Annotated in this window: 20 protein-coding genes; 5 read left to right on the forward strand and 15 right to left on the reverse strand. The window is 56.8% G+C overall.

All coding sequences use genetic code 11. The features are described from left to right. Positions 1-23: 23 nt before the first annotated feature. On the reverse strand, positions 24-887 hold the full coding sequence (locus AC07VY_RS10380; RefSeq protein ID WP_495097359.1) for a glycosyltransferase family 2 protein: 864 nt from the start codon (positions 885-887) through the stop codon (positions 24-26). 109 nt (positions 888-996) lie between these two features. Here AC07VY_RS10380 and AC07VY_RS10385 point away from each other — a divergent pair, with 109 nt between their 5' ends. The 4 genes from AC07VY_RS10385 to AC07VY_RS10400 all read left to right on the forward strand — a co-directional run bounded on the left by AC07VY_RS10385 (position 997) and on the right by AC07VY_RS10400 (position 5,960). Continuing rightward, complete coding sequence (locus tag AC07VY_RS10385) at positions 997-1,920, forward strand: rhamnan synthesis F family protein (protein ID WP_495097360.1); 924 nt, start codon at positions 997-999, stop codon at positions 1,918-1,920. Between the two features lie 152 nt (positions 1,921-2,072). After that, entirely contained in the window at positions 2,073-3,845 is a 1,773-nt protein-coding gene (gene msbA, locus AC07VY_RS10390) for a lipid A export permease/ATP-binding protein MsbA (protein ID WP_495097361.1), read from the forward strand. A gap of 221 nt (positions 3,846-4,066) precedes the next feature. Beyond that, entirely contained in the window at positions 4,067-5,149 is a 1,083-nt protein-coding gene (locus AC07VY_RS10395; RefSeq protein WP_495097362.1) for an O-antigen ligase family protein, read from the forward strand. After that, positions 5,136-5,960, forward strand: coding sequence for a glycosyltransferase family 2 protein (locus AC07VY_RS10400; RefSeq protein ID WP_495097363.1), 825 nt, complete (start codon positions 5,136-5,138; stop codon positions 5,958-5,960). The genes AC07VY_RS10395 and AC07VY_RS10400 overlap by 14 nt, the downstream gene beginning before the upstream one ends. Here AC07VY_RS10400 and AC07VY_RS10405 read toward each other — a convergent pair. From AC07VY_RS10405 to AC07VY_RS10470, 14 genes are all read right to left on the reverse strand, one after another. Next, positions 5,957-7,144: a glycosyltransferase family 4 protein gene (locus AC07VY_RS10405; protein WP_495097364.1), complete on the reverse strand. Its 1,188-nt coding sequence runs from the start codon at positions 7,142-7,144 to the stop codon at positions 5,957-5,959. The two genes, AC07VY_RS10400 and AC07VY_RS10405, sit on opposite strands and share 4 nt — an antisense overlap. Then, positions 7,141-7,890 (reverse strand): polysaccharide deacetylase family protein, encoded by a 750-nt coding sequence (locus AC07VY_RS10410; RefSeq protein WP_495097365.1) that lies wholly within the window; start codon positions 7,888-7,890, stop codon positions 7,141-7,143. The genes AC07VY_RS10405 and AC07VY_RS10410 overlap by 4 nt, the downstream gene beginning before the upstream one ends. Positions 7,891-7,894: 4 nt before the next feature. Further along, positions 7,895-9,397, reverse strand: a complete 1,503-nt coding sequence (gene rng, locus AC07VY_RS10415; protein WP_495097366.1) for a ribonuclease G — start codon at positions 9,395-9,397, stop codon at positions 7,895-7,897. Positions 9,398-9,408: 11 nt separating this feature from the next. Then, positions 9,409-10,011 (reverse strand): Maf family protein, encoded by a 603-nt coding sequence (locus AC07VY_RS10420; protein WP_495097367.1) that lies wholly within the window; start codon positions 10,009-10,011, stop codon positions 9,409-9,411. Positions 10,012-10,098: 87 nt separating this feature from the next. Continuing rightward, complete coding sequence (locus AC07VY_RS10425; protein ID WP_495097368.1) at positions 10,099-10,674, reverse strand: YceI family protein; 576 nt, start codon at positions 10,672-10,674, stop codon at positions 10,099-10,101. A 53-nt stretch (positions 10,675-10,727) separates the two neighbouring features. Beyond that, positions 10,728-11,294, reverse strand: a complete 567-nt coding sequence (locus tag AC07VY_RS10430; RefSeq protein WP_495097369.1) for a YceI family protein — start codon at positions 11,292-11,294, stop codon at positions 10,728-10,730. Positions 11,295-11,348: 54 nt separating this feature from the next. After that, on the reverse strand, positions 11,349-11,930 hold the full coding sequence (locus tag AC07VY_RS10435; RefSeq protein ID WP_495097370.1) for a cytochrome b: 582 nt from the start codon (positions 11,928-11,930) through the stop codon (positions 11,349-11,351). 130 nt (positions 11,931-12,060) lie between these two features. Beyond that, positions 12,061-13,959: an ABC transporter ATP-binding protein gene (locus AC07VY_RS10440; RefSeq protein ID WP_495097371.1), complete on the reverse strand. Its 1,899-nt coding sequence runs from the start codon at positions 13,957-13,959 to the stop codon at positions 12,061-12,063. Between the two features lie 5 nt (positions 13,960-13,964). Next, complete coding sequence (rlmH, locus tag AC07VY_RS10445) at positions 13,965-14,444, reverse strand: 23S rRNA (pseudouridine(1915)-N(3))-methyltransferase RlmH (protein WP_490590233.1); 480 nt, start codon at positions 14,442-14,444, stop codon at positions 13,965-13,967. Further along, on the reverse strand, positions 14,445-15,257 hold the full coding sequence (gene rsfS / locus AC07VY_RS10450) for a ribosome silencing factor (protein WP_495076501.1): 813 nt from the start codon (positions 15,255-15,257) through the stop codon (positions 14,445-14,447). After that, positions 15,254-15,883: a nicotinate (nicotinamide) nucleotide adenylyltransferase gene (nadD, locus tag AC07VY_RS10455; protein WP_495076549.1), complete on the reverse strand. Its 630-nt coding sequence runs from the start codon at positions 15,881-15,883 to the stop codon at positions 15,254-15,256. Before nadD ends, rsfS begins: the two co-directional genes overlap by 4 nt. After that, the gene (gene hemF, locus AC07VY_RS10460) at positions 15,874-16,767 is read right to left on the reverse strand and encodes an oxygen-dependent coproporphyrinogen oxidase (protein ID WP_495097381.1); all 894 of its coding nucleotides are present in this window, start codon (positions 16,765-16,767) and stop codon (positions 15,874-15,876) included. The genes nadD and hemF overlap by 10 nt, the downstream gene beginning before the upstream one ends. A 26-nt stretch (positions 16,768-16,793) precedes the next feature. Then, entirely contained in the window at positions 16,794-18,086 is a 1,293-nt protein-coding gene (gene purD / locus AC07VY_RS10465) for a phosphoribosylamine--glycine ligase (RefSeq protein WP_495076500.1), read from the reverse strand. Next, positions 18,083-18,802 carry a YebC/PmpR family DNA-binding transcriptional regulator gene (locus AC07VY_RS10470; RefSeq protein ID WP_495097372.1) on the reverse strand — a complete coding sequence of 240 codons (720 nt, stop codon included), beginning with the start codon at positions 18,800-18,802 and terminating at the stop codon, positions 18,083-18,085. Before AC07VY_RS10470 ends, purD begins: the two co-directional genes overlap by 4 nt. An 82-nt stretch (positions 18,803-18,884) precedes the next feature. Between AC07VY_RS10470 and AC07VY_RS10475 the strand changes: the two genes are divergently transcribed. Beyond that, complete coding sequence (locus AC07VY_RS10475; RefSeq protein ID WP_495097373.1) at positions 18,885-20,435, forward strand: helicase HerA-like domain-containing protein; 1,551 nt, start codon at positions 18,885-18,887, stop codon at positions 20,433-20,435. Positions 20,436-20,539: the final 104 nt, after the last annotated feature.

The raw sequence follows: 20,539 nt of genomic DNA on the forward strand, positions 1-20,539 counted from the left end.
TATTTGTGAGAAATAGTTCCCAATCAGCGCTTCAGGACATTTTTCCAGTCTTGAGACCACTTCGCCTGGTGCTCCAGCTCCACAGCCTTAGCGTAGCGGTAGAAGGTTACTTCAAAGTACGAAAAAGCAATCACCAGCCCAGGCCAGCCGTCCAGGAAACCGCGCTTGAACAGGAAATGCTTCCAGAAGGCCCAGATACCGTGATTCAAAGCCTTGCCGTAACTGGAACCAGACTGACGCCGCTTTGTCGCCCCCAGGGACGAATAGCGGTTCATCTTGGCCACCACTTCAGCCAGGTCCTTGAAGGGCAATTGCCAGATGGCGGACTTCAAATAGCCAAGCCTGGCGCCGGGCGTCAGCTCGAAGCCCTCGTGCACCGGACTGGGCTCGTAGCGCATTTGCGAACGGCGAAACAGTTGCGGCTGGCGATAGTTCGGGTACCAACCCGAGTGCCGTATTTCACGCCCCAAAAAGAAATTGCGGCGCGGCACAAAAAACACGTCAACCTGTGCCTGCGCCACCAGGGCCTGTATCTCACTTGCGACCTCAGGTGTGCAGCGTTCGTCCGAGTCCAGGCTAAACACCCACTCATGCGAACAAGCAGCCACGGCATCATTGCGCAGCTTGCCAAAACCCTCAAAATCGATCTGCACCACCCGTGCACCAAGCGACTCGGCGATGCGCACGGTGTCATCCGTACTGTGTGAATCGGCTACGATGATCTCGTCTGCCCAGGCCACACTGCGGATGGCGTCAGCCACTTTTTCCGCCTCATTAAAAGCGATGATATAGACGGATATAGGATTAGGTGTGATCACAATACTGACATGTCTGTTTGTTAGAGCATAGCAGACCGTATTGATGCAAGAGACAACAACACATCCCACTGAAACCCTTTAGCTTGCAGGTTTTATTTACATACAAAACAACCCAGGCGACACATCAAATCCATCGCAATTAAAACACAACAGCAGCAGATAGAACATAAAATTAAAAATGACAGCCATTAAAGATTTCTTCAGCAGTCTAAATAAAAAGAGAAAAGAAAAATTACCCTCAAGATACGTAAGTAGAAAAAAATATCAACAAATCAGTGAAAAATATAACGCGCTAGTTCAATGCATTACCGCCCCTCCAAACCAGTTAACGAAAAATGCAGAACTTCGGTGTTTAGTTTCGCCTCCATCACAGATTGAGCAGATTGAGCTATGCCTATTTGTGTCTTACTCCGACAAACCATGTATAAAACCTCATGTGGCGCATCACATACGGCATTTAATAAACACGGGAATTAAAGTAATACTCATCATCAACACCAACCACATCGAACAACCCCTGCCCACTTCAGATTGGCCCCAAAATCTGCATGGTTTATATCTACGAGAAAATATTGGATTTGATTTCGGAGCTTGGTCACACATCTATTCCACCCTACAAGAAAACCCCAACATTCACAAGCTATATTTAATCAACGACAGCATATCAGGCCCCATATCAGAATCATTATTCAATGAAATGATTCAAAGAATAAGAAATTCAAATGCCGATATTATTGGTCTAACATCAAATCAAGAACCATTATTTCACTTACAAAGCTTCTTTCTCGTCATTGGCCCCAAAATTTTAAAAAATGCCAAAATGCGAAACTACCTCGCATCTCTCTGGCAACTTCCAAATAAACAAATGGTCATAGATTTCTACGAAACAAGATTAACGAGTTTTTTTGAAAAAAACAACCATTCTGTGGAAGCAATTTTCCCAACCAGCGATTTGAAAAATTCAAAGACCGATGCAACGATACACCATGCAGAGGCCTTAATATCAAGAGGCTTTCCCTACATAAAAATTAGCATACTAGAGAAATCCATTGGACAAAAAATCTTAAAAAAATTCCCCCATATAGACAGATTTCTTAAGTAGAACATAAGCAAGCATTATGCATAGCACTTCGGCTTCAGAAAATACCAAGTGGCTATCCACATAAATCGATACCTTTGCATCCACCTCCCACAGCGCCAGGTTGGCTGGAAGCTGCAAATGCACTGATAATTCAGCCCGTCACCCCATGCCATATGACCAATACACCTACCTCTATCCTGCAGCGGCTACGGCGCATCTGGCCTTATTTCAAAAATTCACGCTCCAATTGGATACTGGCGGCCCTGGCCACCATCTTGGCTTCAGCCACCGAGCCAATGATTCCAGCACTGCTCAAGCCTCTATTGGACCAAGGCTTTCAGAAAGCCACGCTGGAAATATGGACAGTACCCGCAACATTACTATTGCTGTTTGGCTTGCGAGGTATCGCAAATTACGCAGCTTCGCTCTCCCTCGCCAAAGTCACCAATCTGGGATTAATGACTCTGCGCAAAGCCATGTTTTCCAAGGTAACTACAGGGCAACTATCCCTTTTTACGGGCAACTCTTCCAGCTCCCTTGCCAATACCGTGGTCTATGAGGTTCAAAATGGCTCTTATCTGCTAGTAAATTCACTAATGGGCACCGTGCGCGACAGCTTGACTGTACTTGCGCTCGCTTCCTATTTGATGTATCTGAATTGGAAATTAACCTTGATCGTAGTGGCATTAATTCCCGCGGTCGCCTGGGTTATGCAAGTGCTTTCCAAACGCTTGTTTCAAATTACCAAAGCCAGCCAGGTTGCCACCGATTCGCTAGCTTATGTAGTGGAGGAAAACGTACTAGCCAGCCGCGATATACGTCTACATGCAGCACAAACCCTACAGCGCAACCGATTTGAAAACCTGAGCAAGACCCTGCTGAGGTTGTCGATGAAATCCACGGCTGCCTCCTCCGCCATGGCGCCTATAACGCAAATGATGACAGCCGTTGCGCTGTCCGCCGTGATCTCAATTGCGTTGGTGCAAAGCGCGCATGGAGGACCGTCAGTCGGTGGATTCGTTGCTTTCGTCACCGCCATGTTAATGCTGGTGGCGCCAATCAAACACCTATCCGAAGTTGCGGCTCCCATCACCCGAGGACTGGCGGCGATTGAACGCGGATTGGACCTCATGGAAGCCACACCAGATGAACGCGGCGGCAACTATGCCCCGGAAAAAGTGCAAGGCCACATTCATTTCGTGAATATAACGGTGCAGTTTGGTGAGCACCCCATACCCGCTCTGGATGGCATTAACCTATCGATACACGCTGGTGAAACCGTAGCCTTAGTTGGCGCATCGGGCGCAGGAAAAACCACGCTGGTCAACCTTTTGCCTCGCTTTCTAGATCCCAGTTCCGGCCAAATCGATTTGGATGGACACGACTTGCAAAGCTGGCGACTGGATGCTCTGCGAAGCCAGTTCGCACTGGTCAGCCAGCATGTAGTCATGCTCAACGACAGCATCGCCTTCAATGTAGCACTAGGATTGGAAATCGACCGAGACAAGGTGCTTCGCTGCCTCGTTGATGCCAACCTTGACCGACTAATAGCCGAACTACCGGACGGGATTGACACCGTAGTCGGCCACAATGCAACCCAGTTATCAGGCGGCCAGAGGCAGCGGCTAGCTATTGCAAGAGCTCTATATAAGGATGCGCCAATACTAATCTTGGATGAAGCCACATCCGCGCTGGATACCGAGTCCGAGCGGGCAGTGCAGGACGCTCTGCAACGGTTGATGAAAAACCGCACGACATTGGTAATTGCACACCGACTATCCACTGTCCACCATGCTGATCGCATCGTAGTGATGGATGCAGGGAAAATCGTAGAAATAGGTAAACATATAGAATTAATTGCCCAAGATGGGCCATATGCCCGGCTTTACAAACTGGGATTACACAATTCCGATACCTCAAAGCATGATAACGTGGACGCCAATTGATATCTACAGCATTTCCCCCACGCGTGTCTATCCCGCCCTCTTCACCAGCCACCCCAAGCAGGAAATTAATCTTTTTGATTAATTTCCTGCTATTTATTTCTCCATTTTTTTTAGTAACCATCAGAGGATTAACCAACATAATATTTGCAATAACAGCAATTTTATGCATAGTCTTTTCTTATTCAACACGCAAAGAGCACCTAAACTGCACAAGCAAAAACATGACCAAGATGTTTATTGCATCTTTCTTATTGCCATTTTTCTCTGTTGCACTAAGCTCACTTCTACGGGGATCATTTGATGCCGCACAATTCGACACACCTCTTCGATTTTTAATGGCAATTCCAATATTTGCATACATACTAAAAACACGTTGGAATACCACAAAATACCTGAGTCTTTCATTATTTTTCTCATTAACCATCACCTTAATCCAACAATACGCCATTGATCAACCCATGCGCTGGGGATCGGATCGCATGGCAACATACTTTGCAGATCCACTGGTTTTTGGTTATATTGCACTGACTTTTAGTTTAGTTTGCCTAGCATCAATCCGAATATTCGAAAAAGAGACTTATTGGTTAACTCCTCTTAAAACAACAGGATTTTTAATTGGAATATATTTATCCATTAAGTCCGGCAGCAGAACAGGATGGGCCGCCCTACCTTTAATTTTACCTTTTATATTTTTTCAAAAAAAGAAAAATATCAAAATAAATGCAGCATACTTGGCAACAATAGCAATTTCACTAATAGCAATATTTATATGCTTCTCATTGAGCACCGTTGGGCAACGCATTTTTTCAACAGGAAATGACATTGCCAAATACCATCTTGATGGTATTGCACCAGATACATCAACTGGATTAAGAATTACCTTTCTAAGAATTGCTTGGGATTTATTTTCAATCCATCCATTTTCAGGATACGGAGAAACAAAATATCTAATTAAATCCTTACCTCCAACCATATATGATTATGCGTCAGAGGGAGCTATTAGTACCGCGCTTGTTGCTGGTTTCCACAATGAACTGGTAACCAACGGGGTTCGCTATGGAATTATTGGTCTCGTGGCCTCAGCCTCACTTTTTGCAGTTCCATTGATTATTTTTTTGCGCACACTTAAATCACAAAAAAATACCAATAAAGCCAATGCACTCATTGGTTTCGTATTTGTAATGTGTATCTTCATCAGCAGCATAAGCACCGAAGTTTTCGATTTGAAATACATTGCCAGCTTTTATGCCATGACAGTCGCAATGCTTTGCGGATCAGCCCTCGCCCAATATGAACAAGAATAAATACGCCGTCACTTTCGCGTGCTACAACCAAGTGGAATACACGAAAAAATGCGTGGAAAGCATGGTACGCCATGGCACTCCATTGGATAGATTAGTGGTAGTAGACAATGGCTCTGGAGATTCAACACGTGAATACCTGCAAAGCCTAGCTTTGGGGGGACGCATCTTTAACCACGACAACCTTGGCTGTGGTGTGGCATGGAATCAAGGAGCATTGGCACTGCAAGCCGAGTGGACCATCATCATGAACAACGACATCCTGGTCAGCAAAGACTGGATTGAAGGCATGATCCACACAGCAGAACAGCAACGGTTAGCCATCATCTCCCCTGCCATGGTAGAAGGTTCGCTGGACTATGATTTCGAAAGTTTTGCCCCACAAGCTCGACAAAAAATGCAAGATGTACTGCGAAAGGGCTGGTGCCATGCCGTGTGCTTGGCCATCCATAAGTCTGTATGGATGGACATTGGCTACTTCCGCGCCACGCCAAAGCTATTAGGCTACGAAGATGCTTTATTCTTCCACGACATGGCCCGTGCAGGCATTGCCCATGGCACGACGGGGGCGTCCTGGATTCACCACTTTGGCTCTATCACCCAATCGGCCATGAAACTGGAGCGAGGTTTGAAACAAAGCGACGATCTAGCATACCGCTACAACCACCGACTGCTCAACCAATCCTGGTTAGCACGTAAGCTAACGAAAATGCAGCGCAAACATCAGCTGCGGACCTGGGGGCGAGAAGAACTGACTGCGTTCGGCATGAGTCTGCATGGCACATGCAAAGGCGGTGTGTTGCATTGGGACTAGCCTGCTCGCAAAGAAAGTTGCTCTTGATAGATGCGTTCTTGCATCCTTGCAATTTCGGGCCATTGATAGGACTGGGCAAACTTAATGGCGGCCGACCCAAGCTTTTGACGCAACGAAGGGTCGGCTAATAGCCCCCTTAACAAGGCACCCAGCTTACCTCCATCCTGCGGATCATCCAGCAGCAACACATTCACGCCGTCCGTCAGCAAGCCAGCTATGCCGCAGTAGCGCTCGGCACTGACCACGACCGGCAAGCCATGGGCCATGGCCTCCAGCACCACCATGGCAAAGGTGTCTTCCAGCGTGGGATGCACCAGTACATCTGCTGCCTGGTAGGCGGGGTCAACCTGGTCCATGGCCCCCAGAAAGAACACTCGCTGCGCCACACCCAAACTGCTGGCACGCGCACGGAATTCGGCCGTCTGCTCCGGCTTGCCCACGACCACCAGAAACACCTCGGAGGGCAGTTCAGCCAAAGCCTGCAGCAGGCTTGGCAGGCCTTTCTTACGGTAGTCGTTGCCCACCAGCAGCAGGCAAGTCCCCTCCAACGGCAAACCCAGCTGCGTACGCGCTTGCTGCTTGGTGACATCACTGGCCGCACCAGGCACAGCGGCCACACCCGGGGTCAGTACCCGCAGCATGGGCACGGTAGCGGGATAACAAGCAGCCATGGTGCCGTGCAAAGAACTGGAAGTGACCACCACCGCCCTGTCTGCCTTCGGCCGGTAGCGCAAGTATTCCAAACCCAGATAGACCCATAACCGTGGGCTGGTCAGCACTTGCAGCCCGCGCTGTACGGCCCGCCAGCCGTGGCGTTCATGGAACAGGTTGTGCCGCACCGGCAGCACGTGCACGGTCTGCACCTGGCCATGCCAGGTGTTCTCATGCGAATGCACCACGTCAAAACCTTTACGCGTGGCCCACCAGGTGGCGATGGCATACCAAAGCTGGTTCACCCAGCGGGGTTTTTTGAATGGCGCAGAAACCCGGTGGTAGCTCACGCCAGGCATGGCATGGCCTATGGTCTGGGCAAACACATGGATATCGTGGCGCTGCGCCAATTGCTCCACCAGCGCAATCGAATAGCGCTCGGCACCACCACCGGCGGGGGCAAATACCCGGTTCAACACGGCAATGCGCAGCCTGCGGCCAGCCTCTATGCCGGGAGAAAGCTTGCCACTCATGCGCGACGGCGGTCTTCGTAGCCCGTACCCAGCTTCATCCACAGATTCAGCAGGCTGGTAGAGCGCGCTACCGGGGCGCGCGGCAGCTGCAGCATGTCTTCACCCGCCAGGCAACGGCTTCGCTGGGTGGTGGTGGCGGTGCAAAAACCGGCCTCCTGTACCAGCTCCGTATGCTCAGCCGTGTATTCCCCGTAGGGATAACAAAAGTGGTTGACCGTGACACCCAGGCCGTCTTCCAGTTCTGATTTGCAAAGCATGATCTCGCTGCGGCTGGTGGCGGCATCCTGCTGCGGTAGGCGCACGTGGTGGCGGGTATGGGCCCCCACATCCTGGCCGCCGGCCACCCAGCTGCGCAGCTGCGCTATGTCCATCAGCGGCGTCTGGGCGATACCGATCTCGGCGTCCCAGGCATTGGTCTGGCCCAGGCGCTGACTGACCACATAGCAAGTGGATGAAAAGCCGTGGCGCTGCAGCACTGGCAAGGCGTAGTACAGATTGTTCAGATAGCCGTCATCAAAGGTGATGCCCACCACCCTACCTGTCTTGATGCCGGTCAGGTAGGGCTGCAAGGCCTGCATGGACAGGCCCTGGTAGCCCAGCAGCTTCAGCAGCGCCATATGGCGTGCAAAGCTTTGCGGTGACACCACCAAGCTGCGAAACGGCGCGCCCTTGGGCGGCGCCGCGTCGATCTGGTGGTACATCAGGATGGGGATGGGCTGCTGGTTAGCGGTGCGTTGACTGGGCATGGGTCTACAAAAGGACGATGTCGTACTGTTCCTGCCCCATGGCAGCCTCGCTTTGCAAGGAGATGGGCTTACCGATGAAGTCGCTCAGGCCGGCCAGGTGCTGGCTTTCTTCATCCAGAAACAGCTCTATGACTTTGGGAGAAGCCACCACGCGAAACTCGCGCGGGTTGAACTGGCGCGCCTCGCGCAAAATTTCACGCAGGATGTCGTAGGTCACGCTGCGCGCCGTCTTTACACTGCCCTTGCCACTGCACACGGCGCAGGGCTCGCACAGCATGTGCGCCAACGATTCGCGGGTGCGCTTGCGTGTCATCTCCACCAGGCCTAGCGCCGAAAAACCGCCGGCTGTAGTCTTCACGCGGTCACGCGCCAGCTGCTTACGGAACTCAGTCAACACAGCATCGCGGTGCTCCTCACGCGCCATGTCGATGAAGTCCACGATCACGATGCCGCCCAGATTGCGCAGGCGCAGCTGCCGGGCAATCGCCTGGGTGGCTTCCAGATTGGTCTTGAAGATGGTGTCGTCGAAATTGCGCGCACCAACGAACGCGCCGGTATTCACGTCCACCGTGGTCAGCGCCTCGGTCTGGTCCACGATCAGGTAGCCACCCGACTTCAGCTCCACACGCCGGCCCAGGGCCTTGGCGATTTCCTCGTCGATGGAGAACAGGTCAAAGATCGGCCGCTCGCCCTTGTAGTGCTGCAGCTTCTCCACCGCCGCCGGCATGAATTCCTTGCCAAAGGCCTGCAACATCTCGAACTGTTCGCGCGAATCAAGGCGTATGGTCTGGGTCTGCTCGCTGACCAAGTCACGCAGCACACGCTGCAGCAAATTCAGATCCTGGTGCAGCAAAGACGTAGGGGGCAAACGCACGGAGGCACTTTTGATGCGCGCCCAGGTCTTGCGCAAATAGGCTATGTCGTCGGCCAGCTCTTCATCCGTGGCGTCTTCACCATTGGTGCGCAGAATGAAGCCACCGCCGCCTCCGGTGGACGCATCGCCCACCAGCGCCTGCAGGCGCTTGCGCAAATCTTCACGTTGGGCCAAGGGGATTTTTTGCGACACACCCACATGGTCGTCCTGCGGCAGAAACACCAGCAGGCGCCCGGCAATGCTGATCTGCGCCGACAGACGCGCACCCTTGGTGCCGATGGGGTCCTTGATGACCTGCACCATCAATGCTTGGCCTTCGAACACCTGGCGCTCGATAGGCACCACGGGCGCAGCCGGCTTGGCCACACCATTGGCATCCAGCTCGGGGGCCTTGTGGCCCACGAAACCATTGGCCAGATCGGCCACATGCAGGAAAGCCGCGCGTTCCAGCCCGATATCAATGAAGGTGGACTGCATGCCGGGCAGCACACGCACCACCTTGCCCAGGTACACATTGCCCACCATACCGCGCTCCAGTGTGCGCTCCACATGCAGTTCTTGTACCGAGCCGTGCTCCACCACCGCGACACGGGTTTCCTGCGGCGACCAATTGATGAGAATGTCTTGTTGCATAGGCAGATTGGTCAAAATTTAAAGCCCAGAGAGCGCAGCAACTCGGCTGTCTCGAACATGGGCAAGCCCATGATGCCTGAATAGCTGCCGCGGATATGCGAGATAAACCCTGCCGCCCGCCCCTGCACCGCATAGGCCCCAGCCTTGCCCATGGGCTCACCTGAGGCCACATAGGCCTTGATCTGGGCCGTAGACATGGGGGCGAAATCGACATGCGAGGCACTCAGGGCCTGCACCCGCTTGCGGCGCTGCTGCAACGCCACAGCCGTCAGCACGCGGTGCCGGGTACCGGACAAAGCGGACAGCATGCGCGCCGCATCCTGGGCATCGGCCGGCTTGCCCAGAATCGTGCGACCCAACGTCACCGTGGTGTCCGAGCACAGGATGGGCGCCACGGGCAGGCCACGGCGCTTCAACCGCGCCACAGCTGCATCAAGCTTCAGGCCTGTCACGCGCTGAACATATGCTGCAGGCGCTTCGTTTTTCATAGCAACTTCAAGTCCTTCGCTGTCCTCGTCCGGATCGGGCAGCAGCAGTTCATGGCGTACCCCCAATTGGTCCAGCAGCTGGCTGCGGCGAGGGCTTTGCGAAGCAAGGTAGATGAAATCGGTCATGGCACGATTATCACGGCAGGCATAGCCCAAAAAAGAACAGCCCGCCCATCTCGTTGACGGGCGGGCTGTTCACGGGAACGCTGTGAATTACTGCTTCACGGCTTCCACTTGGACGATCAGGTGCACTGCGTCAGGGAAGCCGTAGTTGGCGCCCCAGGTCATGCCCCATTGGCTGCGCTGAATGGTGGTATCAAAGTCGCCACCGCACACTTCACGCTTGAGCATGGGGTTTTGGTAGCAATTGAAGTTGCTGGCCTTGAGCGTCACGGGGTTGGTCTTGCCCAGCAGGGTCAGGCTGCCAACCACTTCCGACACCTTGTCGCCCGTGAACACGAACTTGTCGGCGCTGAAGGTAATGGACGGGAATTTCTCAACGTTGAAGAAGTCCGCGCTTTGCAGATGCTTGTTGAACGCGGCGGTACCGGTGGACAGCGAAGTCGCGTCGATGGTCAGATCCACCTTGCCGGACTTGCCAGCCACGTCGAGCTGGACAGAGCCTTCCTTCTTGTCGAAACGACCGCGGTTGGTCGAGGTGCCCATATGACCAATTTCAAAGGTCACAAAAGTGTGGCTTGGATCAATCGCATAGGTTGCGGACTCAGCCTGGGCAGCCCCGGCAGACAGGGTGGCGATAGCGGCAAGAGCGAGCAAAGTGTGGCGCATGGGTTCTCTTTCAAGAGTGGTTTAAGGAAACGGGAAACAGAAAAAAGCCGGGTTTAGAGCTTGCCTACACCCGTCAGATTGAATTTGAATTTGACTTGTACGTCGTCGGCAACCATAGAGGTATCAGCCCACTCGCCTTCGCCAATCTTGAAGGCAAGGCGCTTGATCGGTAGCACGCCGGAGGCCACGGTATTGGCACCGGTCTGCACCATGGTCACAGGCACCACCACGTCACGGGCCTGGCCCTTGATGGTGAGCTTGCCGGCAACGTCGTACTTGCCGCCACCCAGCGCCTTGACGCCGCTGGAAACAAAGCTGGCTTGGGGAAACTTGCCCAGGTTGAACCAGGTCGGCTTTGGCAACTCGGCGTCGGTTTCTGGCACGCCCAAAGTAGCGCTGGCCATGTCCACGGTGAAGCTGATCTTGCTGGCATCCAGCTTGGCCGGATCGAAGCTAACCTGTCCATCAAATTTCTTGAAGCGCCCCTCTACCGGCACGCCCATCTGCTTGCTGACGAACACAATTTCGCTTCCGGCCGGCACCAGCTTCTGGTCGGCATAAGCCCCCAAGCTAAAGCCCAAAGCCAGGGCAACAAGCGACAAATTCAATAGACGGGACATGGATACCTTTCGAAATGAGAAAAAGCAATGCTGCGACGGATAGATCAAGATAGATCAGGATTTGGCAGGCCACATGCGGGAAATCAGACCATCACGGTCTACAAACTGGTGCTTCAGCGCGGCTGCCACATGCACCACCACCAAGGCACACAGCGCCCATGCCGACAACCGGTGCAAAGGCTTCAGGAACTCGGCCAACTCCTTGCTGGCGGGCACCAGATCCGGCAGCGGAATCTGCCCGAAGACGACGATCTGGAAACCGGTAGCCGAGCTATAGGCCCAGCCCAGCAGCGGTACCGCGAAAAAAAGCGCGTACATCAGGCCGTGCGTCGCATGGTGGGCCCACTGCTGCCAGGCAGGCATGCCGCGCACCATGGCTTCAGGCAAGGCCGGTGGGCGGTGCGTGGCGCGCCACAGCAGGCGCAAAGCGGACAAGGTCAGGATCGTGATGCCGGCCCACTTGTGCCAGTTGTACAACTTGAGCCGTGCGGGTGAAAAAGGCAGGTCCACCATATAAGTGCCGACGGCAAAAATGCCCGCCAAAGCCAGGGCCAGAATCCAATGCAGGGCAATTGCCACGCCGGTGTAGGTGGAGGCCTGTTTAGCCTGGGCAGCGGGTACGGAAGAAACGGGCATCGTAGTGAACCCCGGGCGGTTCAAGCACCCGGTTCTTAAAATGTAAAGATCATTTTAGGAACCGTTCGTGGCGAAAAGTTCACTCAATTTGTTGGAATGATTCGAAATTTCTGAATCATTCTTGCCGCCGCTACTTTGCAGGCACAACAGCCCGAGGCTCCGCAGAGGCAGACGCAGGCAGGATATCTTCATCGTCCTCACCCAAGAACCCACCGCTCTGGTGCGCCCAAAGCCGGGCGTATAGGCCGCCAGCCTCCAGCAAGCTGCGGTGATCCCCGACTTCCACGATGCGCCCCTTATCCAGCACCACCAGGCGGTCCATGGCTGCAATGGTTGACAGACGGTGGGCAATGGCGACTACGGTCTTGCCCTCCATCAGGCGGTACAGGCTGGACTGGATGGCCGCCTCGACCTCCGAATCCAGGGCACTGGTGGCCTCGTCGAGCAGCAGAATCGGGGCATCTTTCAGCATCACCCGTGCAATCGCAATCCGCTGGCGTTGGCCGCCAGACAGCTTCACACCGCGCTCGCCCACATGGGCATCAAAGCCCTTACGGCCGCTGGGATCGCTCAGGGTGTGGATGAAATCAAAAGCCTCGGCACGGCGCGCCGCCGCCACCATGTGCTCATCGGTCGCGTCCGGGCGGCCATACAGAATGTTGTCGCGCACCGAGCGATGCAGCAGCGATGTGTCCTGCGTCACCATGCCGATCTGCGCGCGCAGGCTTTCCTGGGTCACCTGCGATATATCCTGGCCATCCACCAGAATACGGCCGTGCTCCAGATCATAGAAGCGCAGCAACAGATTGACGATGGTGGACTTGCCCGCACCGGAGCGCCCCACCAGGCCGATCTTCTCGCCGGGACGGATGTGCAGCGACATCTGGTCTATCACCTTGCGCGCATCCGGACCCTTGGCTCCGTAGGCAAAGTCCACGTTCTCAAACCGCAGCTCGCCCTTCGTCACGCGCAAAGGCTGCGCCTGGGGTGCATCCTGTACGGCCTGCACGCGCGACAAGGTGTTCAAGCCGTCCTGCACCGTACCCACATGCTCGAACAGCGACGCCATCTCCCACATCACCCAGTGCGAAATACCATTCAGACGCAGCGACATGGCCGTGGCCGCTGCCACCGCACCCACACCGACCTGGCCCTGGGTCCATAGCCATAGCGCCACCCCGGCGGTTGCCAGAATCAACAACATACCCAGCACGTGGTTCACCACCTCGAAGCCACTGACCAGGCGCATCTGACGATGCACGGTCTGTAGAAAATCCTGCATCGCTGAACGCGCATAGCCAGCCTCACGCCCCGCATGGGAGAACAGCTTGACGGTTGCGATATTGGTATAGGCGTCGGTAATACGACCGGTCATCAGCGAACGTGCATCGGCCTGCTTTTTGGCGACACCCGACAGGCGCGGCACAAAATAACGGATGGCCACAGCGTACAGCAGCACCCACGCCAGGAACGGCAGCAAAAGCCAGGCGTCGAAGCTCCCGACCACCGCCACCATGGTGACGAAGTAGATAGTCACAAACACCAGAATATCGCCCAGGATCATGCACACATCGCGCACCGCCAGCGCCGTCTGCATCACCTTGGTGGCCACGCGCCCGGCAAACTCGTCCTGGTAAAAGCCCATGCTCTGGCCCAGCATCAGGCGGTGGAACTTCCAGCGCAGCATCATTGGGAAGTTGGCCGCCAGGGTCTGGTGCTTGAACAGGGTCTGCAATGCAATCAATAGCGGGCTACCCAGCAACAGCGCGCATAGCAGCAGAAGATGCGTACGCTCCTGGGTCCACAACAAAGCCGGTGGCACAGAGCCCAGCCAATCCACCACGCGCCCCATCATGGCGAACAGCAGGGCCTCGAACACACCCACACAGGCCGTGAGCAAGGTCATGGCCAGGATGTATTTGCGCGCACCTTTGCTGCACACCCAGACAAAATGAAAAAAGCCGCTCGGTGGCGGCTGGGGGGTGTCATCCGGGTAGGGGTGCACCAGGTTTTCAAACCAGTTCAGCATCGTATCTATTCGCGGTGATAGGGGTGGTTTGCGTTGACAGACCAGGCCCGGTAGAGCTGCTCTACCAGCAGCACCCGCGCAAACGCATGGGGCAAGGTCAAATCAGACAGCCGGATGCGCTCATGCGCCGCCTGGCGAAACGCCGGGTCCAGCCCATCGGGGCCGCCAATCACCAGCGCCACGTCATCGCTTTCCAACTGCCAAGTCTTGAGCTTACCCGCCAACGCCAAAGTAGTCAGTGTGGTGCCACGTTCATCCAGGGCAACAATACGGGCATTGCGCCCGATGCTGGACATGATGGCTGCTTCTATGCGCTCACGCTCGGCCGCATAAATCGTCTCTAGGGTCTTGGAGCCCCGAGGCTCGGTCTTGACCGCCTTGAGCTCCAGCTTGAGCTCAGGCGGGAAGCGTTTGGCGTAGTCGTCGTAGGCAGTTTGTGCCCAGTCGGGCATGCGCTGGCCTACGGCCACAATCACCAGCTTCATTTACTTGCGGCCAGGAGCCCGTTTGGCCGGAGCCTTGGGTGTCTTAGGCGCGGCGCGTTTGGCGGCAGCGGCCTTCTTCACGGTTTCGATCGGCGCCTTGATGACGATGGTCTTGACCGCCGTTTTCACGGCCGTCTTGGCGGGTGCTTTGGCAACGGTCTTGGCTGCAGTTTTAGCAGGCGCCTTGGCGGCTACGGCCTTTTTCGCTGGCACGGCCTTCTTGGCTGCAGGTGCTGCCACCGTTTTCTTTGCTGCTTTTTTAGGAGCATCCAGCACAGGACGCTCGGGCGCCAGCAGGCTTTCTGCATGTTCGCGTGCGGCGATCTTGCTGGCGCGTTTGGCGGCTGCGGGCGACAGCTTCTTGGCTGGCGTCTTTTTGGCTGGGGCCTTGACCGGAGGCTTGGCTTCTTCGGCCTTGGGCAGCGGCTTGGCCGAACCCAGCTTCAGGCGCACCGGCTTTTCGCCCCACAACTCTTCCAGGTGGTAGTACTGGCGGATCGCGGGTTGCATGATGTGCACCACAGCGCGGCCGCAATCCACGATGATCCACTCGCCATTGGCTTCGCCTTCGGTGCGCGGCTTCGCAAAGCCTGCATCGCGCACGGCATCGCGCACGCTGGAGGCCAGGGCCTTGGTCTGGCGGTTCGAAGTACCCGAGGCGATGATCACACGCTCAAACAGCGCGGACAGACCTTCGGTATCAAACACCACGATGTCTACCGCTTTGACATCCTCCAGACCATCGACGATGGCGCGTTGGAGTTTTTGGGTGTCTTTTTTGGCGACAGTTTCCGATTGGGCAGAGGTGGTCATCGATTTGCTTGGTAGAGATGGTGTTGGTCAATATAGCGCGCCACGCCTTCGGGGACCAGATGGGCTATCCCCTGAGATGTTGCTGCGCGGTGTCGAATGTCGGTGGCACTCAGCGCCATGGGCGGCAGGTGCAGCGCCTGAAAGCGCCCTGGCGGCAGACTCTCAGAAACAAATTCAGGCGTAAATGGACCGCTTGCGCTTGTGTTGTCTGCGCGCAAAGCTACCGAAATTATAGCAGCCTGGACAATATCCCGCCAACCATGCCAGCTGGGCAGGCGCGCAGCCTGGTCTTCGCCCATCAACAGGAACAGCTCCGCCTGGGGCTGCTCGGCACGCAATTCGTTCAAAGTGTCTATGGTGTAGGTTGGCCCTTCACGCTGAATTTCGCGCGGGTCCACCACCACTTTGGGGATGTCGCCAAAGGCCAATTGAGCCATGGCTAGCCGGTGCACGGCCGGGCTCAGGGTGCGCGACTTGTGCCAGGCATGGCCGGTGGGGAACACGTACAAGGCATCCAGCTGCAGCTGCTGCAGCGCTGTACGCGCCAGCGCCAGATGCATGTTGTGCGGCGGATCGAACGCACCGCCAAACACGCCTATTCTTCGTAAAGCTGCGCTCACACCCAGTCTCGCGGCGGCAGAAAGTGGCGCGCCAACGCGTCTTCAGCAGAGCCCTCTTCCGGCTGGTGCTGGTAGGACCAGCTGGCCAGCGGCGGCATGGACAACAGAATGGACTCGGTGCGCCCGCCCGACTGCAGCCCGAAATGCGTGCCGCGGTCCCACACCAAGTTGAACTCCACATAGCGGCCGCGCCGGTACAACTGAAAGGCCCGTTCGCGCTCGCCATACGGCATGTCCTTGCGGCGCTGCAAGATAGGTACATACGCGTCCAGAAACGCCGAACCCACGGCCTGCGTCATGGCCATGCTCTGGTCTTGCCCCAGCTCGGAAAAATCGTCAAAAAACACGCCGCCAATGCCACGCGCTTCCTGCCGGTGCTTGAGGTAGAAATACTCGTCGCACCATTTTTTGAAGCGCGGGTATTTGTCGTCACCGAACGGCGCCAGAGCCGTCTGGCAGCTGCGGTGGAAGTGCACCGCGTCTTCTTCAAAGCCGTAGATCGGCGTCAAATCCATGCCGCCGCCAAACCAGCAGACCGGGGCGGCATCAGCGGGCGAGGCCACGATCATGCGCACATTCATGTGCACCGTGGGCGCATAGGGGTTGCGCGGGTGAAACACCAGGGACACGCCCATGGCCTCGAAAGGTGCGCCGGCCAGTTGCGGCCGATGCTGGGTGGCAGAAGGCGGCAGCTTGGGCCCGCGCACGTGCGAGAAGCCGCAACCCGCACGCTCCAGCACCCCACCGTTCTCCAGTATCTGGGTGATACCCCGACCCTGCAATGGCTCGCCCGGCGGTTTTTCCCATGCGTCCGACAGAAACGCACCGCCGTCCAGTGCGGCCATACGGCCGGTGATGCTGGACTGCAAGCCCAGCAGATAGTCGCGCATAGCGACGGCCAAGTCCGGGCCGGAGCTCAAGTGCGTGCGGCGCGGTGGCCGATGTCCCGGCGGTATTGCATGCCGTCAAAGTGGATGCCACGCGTGGCTTCATATGCCTGCTGTTGCGCCAGCTTGACGTTGTCGGCCAACACGGTCACACACAGCACGCGGCCACCCGAGGTGGACACCACGTCGCCCTGTTTGGTGGTGCCCGCGTGGAACACCACGGTGTCGTCACTGTTCTTGGGCAGGCCGGTAATGGCGTCACCCTTGCGCGGATTCAGCGGGTAACCGTGTGCGGCCAGCACCACGCCCAGCGCAATGCGGCGGTCCCAGTCCAGACTGATCTGGTCCAGCTTGCCATGCGGGCCGGGTTCTGTGGCAGCCCACAGCACCTCAAACAAATCGGACTTCAGGCGCATCATCAGCGGCTGGGTTTCGGGGTCGCCCAGGCGGCAGTTGAACTCCAGCGTCTTGGGTTTGCCCTTGGCATCGATCATCAGGCCGGCGTACAAAAAGCCGGTGAAGGTGATGCCGTCTTTTTCCATGCCCTTGATGGTGGGCAAGATGATTTCGCGCATGGCACGTGCGTGCACATCGGCTGTGACCACGGGCGCGGGCGAATACGCGCCCATGCCGCCAGTATTCGGCCCTTCATCACCGTCCAGCAGACGCTTGTGATCCTGGCTGGTGGCGAGCGGCACCACATTCTTGCCGTCGCACATGACGATGAAGCTGGCCTCTTCGCCAGCCAGAAACTCTTCAATCACCACCCGCGCGCCACCCTCGTTGTGGCTCACCCCCAGGGTGTTGTCGACCAGCATGAAGTCCACCGCCTCATGGGCCTCGGCCAGCGTCTGCGCCACCACCACACCCTTGCCGGCGGCCAGGCCGTCGGCCTTGACGACGATGGGCGCGCCCATCTTGTCCACATAGGCGTGGGCCGCCACGGGGTCGGAGAAGGTTTCGAACTCGGCCGTGGGGATCGCATGGCGCTGCATGAAGGCCTTGGAGAAAGCCTTAGAGCTTTCCAGCTGGGCGGCGGCCTTGGTCGGGCCAAAAATACGCATGCCGTGGGCGCGGAACTCGTCCACCACACCAGCCGCCAGCGGGCCTTCGGGGCCGACAACGGTCAGGGCGATGCCCTCAGTCTGGGCCCATTTGCGCAAGGCTTGCACGTCATTGATGGGTACATTGATCAGTTGGCTGTCCAACGCTGTACCGCCATTGCCCGGCGCAACAAACACCTGGGACACACGTTCGCAGCCATTCATCTTCCATGCCAGCGCATGTTCACGGCCACCGCCGCCAATTACGAGAACTTTCATAGGGCAGCGTTGTGAAAGACTTCTTGGACATCGTCCAGGTCTTCGAGCACATCCAGTAGTTTTTGCATTTTTTCGGCGTCTTCGCCATCCAGTTCTATGGTGTTTTCGGCCCGCATGGTGACTTCGGCCACCTCGGGTTTGAGCCCAGCCGCATCCAGTGCCAGCTTGACCTTTTCAAAATCAGTGTAGGCGGTCAACACTTCGATGGCGCCGTCTTCGTCAGTGATCACGTCTTCGGCGCCGGCTTCCAGCGCGACTTCCATCACCTTGTCTTCGTCCGTGCCCGGAGCAAACACAAATTGCCCGCAATGCTTGAACTGGAACGACACCGAGCCTTCGGTACCCATGTTACCGCCATGCTTGCTGAACGCGTGGCGCACTTCGGCCACGGTACGTACACGGTTGTCGGTCATGGTGTCCACGATGATGGCAGCGCCGCCGATGCCGTAGCCTTCGTAGCGGATTTCCTCGTAGCTCACGCCTTCCAGCGTGCCGGTGGCTTTTTCGATGTTGCGCTTGACGGTGTCCGCAGGCAAGTTGGCCGCCTTGGCCTTTTCAACCGCCAGGCGCAGGCGCGGGTTGATGCTCAGGTCGCCGCCGCCCAAACGGGCGGCCACCATGATTTCACGGATCACGCGCGTCCAGATCTTGCCGCGTTTCTCATCCTGGCGACCTTTGCGGTGCTGAATATTCGCCCATTTACTGTGACCAGCCACGTAAAGTCCTTCTAGTTTGATTTAATCTACTGGCGCGATTTTACTTTCCCACCGCCCCCATTCCTGTCCAGGACGCACCCCCATGGCCGACGCTATTCTTCTTGCCAAAAACGCCACCACCACCTGCGAACTGCTACCTGCCCTGGCCAATCGCCACGGCCTGATCACCGGAGCCACCGGCACCGGCAAGACCGTCACCCTGCAAACCCTGGCCGAAAATTTCTCCAAGATCGGCGTGCCGGTGTTCATGGCCGACGTCAAGGGCGACTTGACCGGCATCAGCCAGGCCGGCCGCATCGGCGACAAGCTGGCCGGCATCCTGAAGGAACGCGGCATCAACCAGCCCGCATCCCTGGCCTGCCCCGCCACGCTGTGGGACGTGTTTGGCGAACAAGGCCACCCAGTGCGTGCCACCGTGTCCGACATGGGCCCGCTGCTGCTAGGCCGCATGCTGAACCTGAACGACACCCAGGGCGGCGTGCTGAACATGGTGTTCAAGATCGCCGACGACCACGGCCTGCTGCTGCTCGACCTGAAAGACCTGCGCGCCATGCTGCAGTACGTGGGCGATAACAGCAGCGAATTCACCACCCAGTACGGCAATGTGTCGGCCGCCAGCGTAGGCGCCATCCAGCGCGGCCTGCTGCAGATCGAGTCGCAAGGCGGCGACAAGTTCTTTGGCGAGCCCATGCTGAACATCAGCGATTTCATGCAAACAGTGGATGGCCAGGGCGTGGTCAACATCCTGGCCGCCGACAAACTGATGAATTCGCCGCGCCTGTACGCCACCTTTCTGCTGTGGATGCTGTCCGAGCTGTTCGAACAGTTGCCAGAAATTGGCGACCCCGAAATACCGAAACTGGTGTTCTTCTTCGACGAAGCCCATCTGCTGTTCAACGAGGCGCCCAAGGCCCTGGTGGAACGTATCGAGCTGGTGGTGCGCCTGGTGCGCTCCAAGGGCGTAGGCGTGTACTTTGTGACACAAAACCCGCTGGACATCCCTGACTCGGTGCTGGCCCAGCTGGGCAACCGCGTGCAACACGCGCTGCGCGCCTTCACCCCGCGCGACCAAAAGGCCGTCAAGGCCACGGCCCAGACCATGCGACAAAAGCCCGGCCTGGACATCGAAGCCGCCATCACCGAGCTGGCCGTGGGCGAAGCCCTGGTCAGCTTGCTGGACGAAAAGGGCCGGCCCAGTGTGACGGAGCGCGTGTTCGTGCTGCCGCCTGGCAGCCAGCTCGGCCCGATCAGCACCGAGCAGCGCCAGGCGCTGCTGCAGGGCTCGCTGGTGGCCGGCGTCTACGAGAAACTCGTGGACCGCGAATCGGCCTACGAAAAGCTCAAGGGCCGCACAGAAACCACGGCGGCGAATGCCTCTGCCGCTGGCACAGCCCCCGCCGGCAGCGCTCCCCTGCCCGGCCAGGCCGCACCAACGGCAACCGGCAACAGCGCCCTGGGTGGCGTGATGGGCGGACTGAACGACATCCTGTTCGGCAGCACCGGCCCGCGTGGTGGCCGGCACGACGGCCTGGCGCAGACCATGATGAAGTCCGCCGTACGCACCATGGGCACCAAGATGGGCCAGGAGATTCTGCGCGGCGTGTTGGGCGGCATCTTCGGCGGAAAGCGCTGAACAGACTGGCCGGGAATTTTTAAAAATAGGCTATGTCTGAATTAGCTGTTGCAAGTTAAATCTCCCCAGAGCTTCGCAAAGGCAAGTGGCAGGAGAGATGTTTT

Source organism: Rhodoferax sp. GW821-FHT02C08, assembly GCF_059421805.1.

Coding starts and splice junctions, on each gene's coding strand:
- AC07VY_RS10385 (WP_495097360.1), top strand. CDS start 997: ATGACAGCCATTAAAGATTTCTTCAGCAGTCTAAATAAAAAGAGAAAA.
- msbA (WP_495097361.1), top strand. CDS start 2,073: ATGACCAATACACCTACCTCTATCCTGCAGCGGCTACGGCGCATCTGG.
- AC07VY_RS10395 (WP_495097362.1), top strand. CDS start 4,067: ATGACCAAGATGTTTATTGCATCTTTCTTATTGCCATTTTTCTCTGTT.
- AC07VY_RS10400 (WP_495097363.1), top strand. CDS start 5,136: ATGAACAAGAATAAATACGCCGTCACTTTCGCGTGCTACAACCAAGTG.
- AC07VY_RS10405 (WP_495097364.1), bottom strand. CDS start 7,144: ATGAGTGGCAAGCTTTCTCCCGGCATAGAGGCTGGCCGCAGGCTGCGC.
- AC07VY_RS10410 (WP_495097365.1), bottom strand. CDS start 7,890: ATGCCCAGTCAACGCACCGCTAACCAGCAGCCCATCCCCATCCTGATG.
- rng (WP_495097366.1), bottom strand. CDS start 9,397: ATGCAACAAGACATTCTCATCAATTGGTCGCCGCAGGAAACCCGTGTC.
- AC07VY_RS10420 (WP_495097367.1), bottom strand. CDS start 10,011: ATGACCGATTTCATCTACCTTGCTTCGCAAAGCCCTCGCCGCAGCCAG.
- AC07VY_RS10425 (WP_495097368.1), bottom strand. CDS start 10,674: ATGCGCCACACTTTGCTCGCTCTTGCCGCTATCGCCACCCTGTCTGCC.
- AC07VY_RS10430 (WP_495097369.1), bottom strand. CDS start 11,294: ATGTCCCGTCTATTGAATTTGTCGCTTGTTGCCCTGGCTTTGGGCTTT.
- AC07VY_RS10435 (WP_495097370.1), bottom strand. CDS start 11,930: ATGCCCGTTTCTTCCGTACCCGCTGCCCAGGCTAAACAGGCCTCCACC.
- AC07VY_RS10440 (WP_495097371.1), bottom strand. CDS start 13,959: ATGCTGAACTGGTTTGAAAACCTGGTGCACCCCTACCCGGATGACACC.
- rlmH (WP_490590233.1), bottom strand. CDS start 14,444: ATGAAGCTGGTGATTGTGGCCGTAGGCCAGCGCATGCCCGACTGGGCA.
- rsfS (WP_495076501.1), bottom strand. CDS start 15,257: ATGACCACCTCTGCCCAATCGGAAACTGTCGCCAAAAAAGACACCCAA.
- hemF (WP_495097381.1), bottom strand. CDS start 16,767: ATGCGCGACTATCTGCTGGGCTTGCAGTCCAGCATCACCGGCCGTATG.
- purD (WP_495076500.1), bottom strand. CDS start 18,086: ATGAAAGTTCTCGTAATTGGCGGCGGTGGCCGTGAACATGCGCTGGCA.
- AC07VY_RS10475 (WP_495097373.1), top strand. CDS start 18,885: ATGGCCGACGCTATTCTTCTTGCCAAAAACGCCACCACCACCTGCGAA.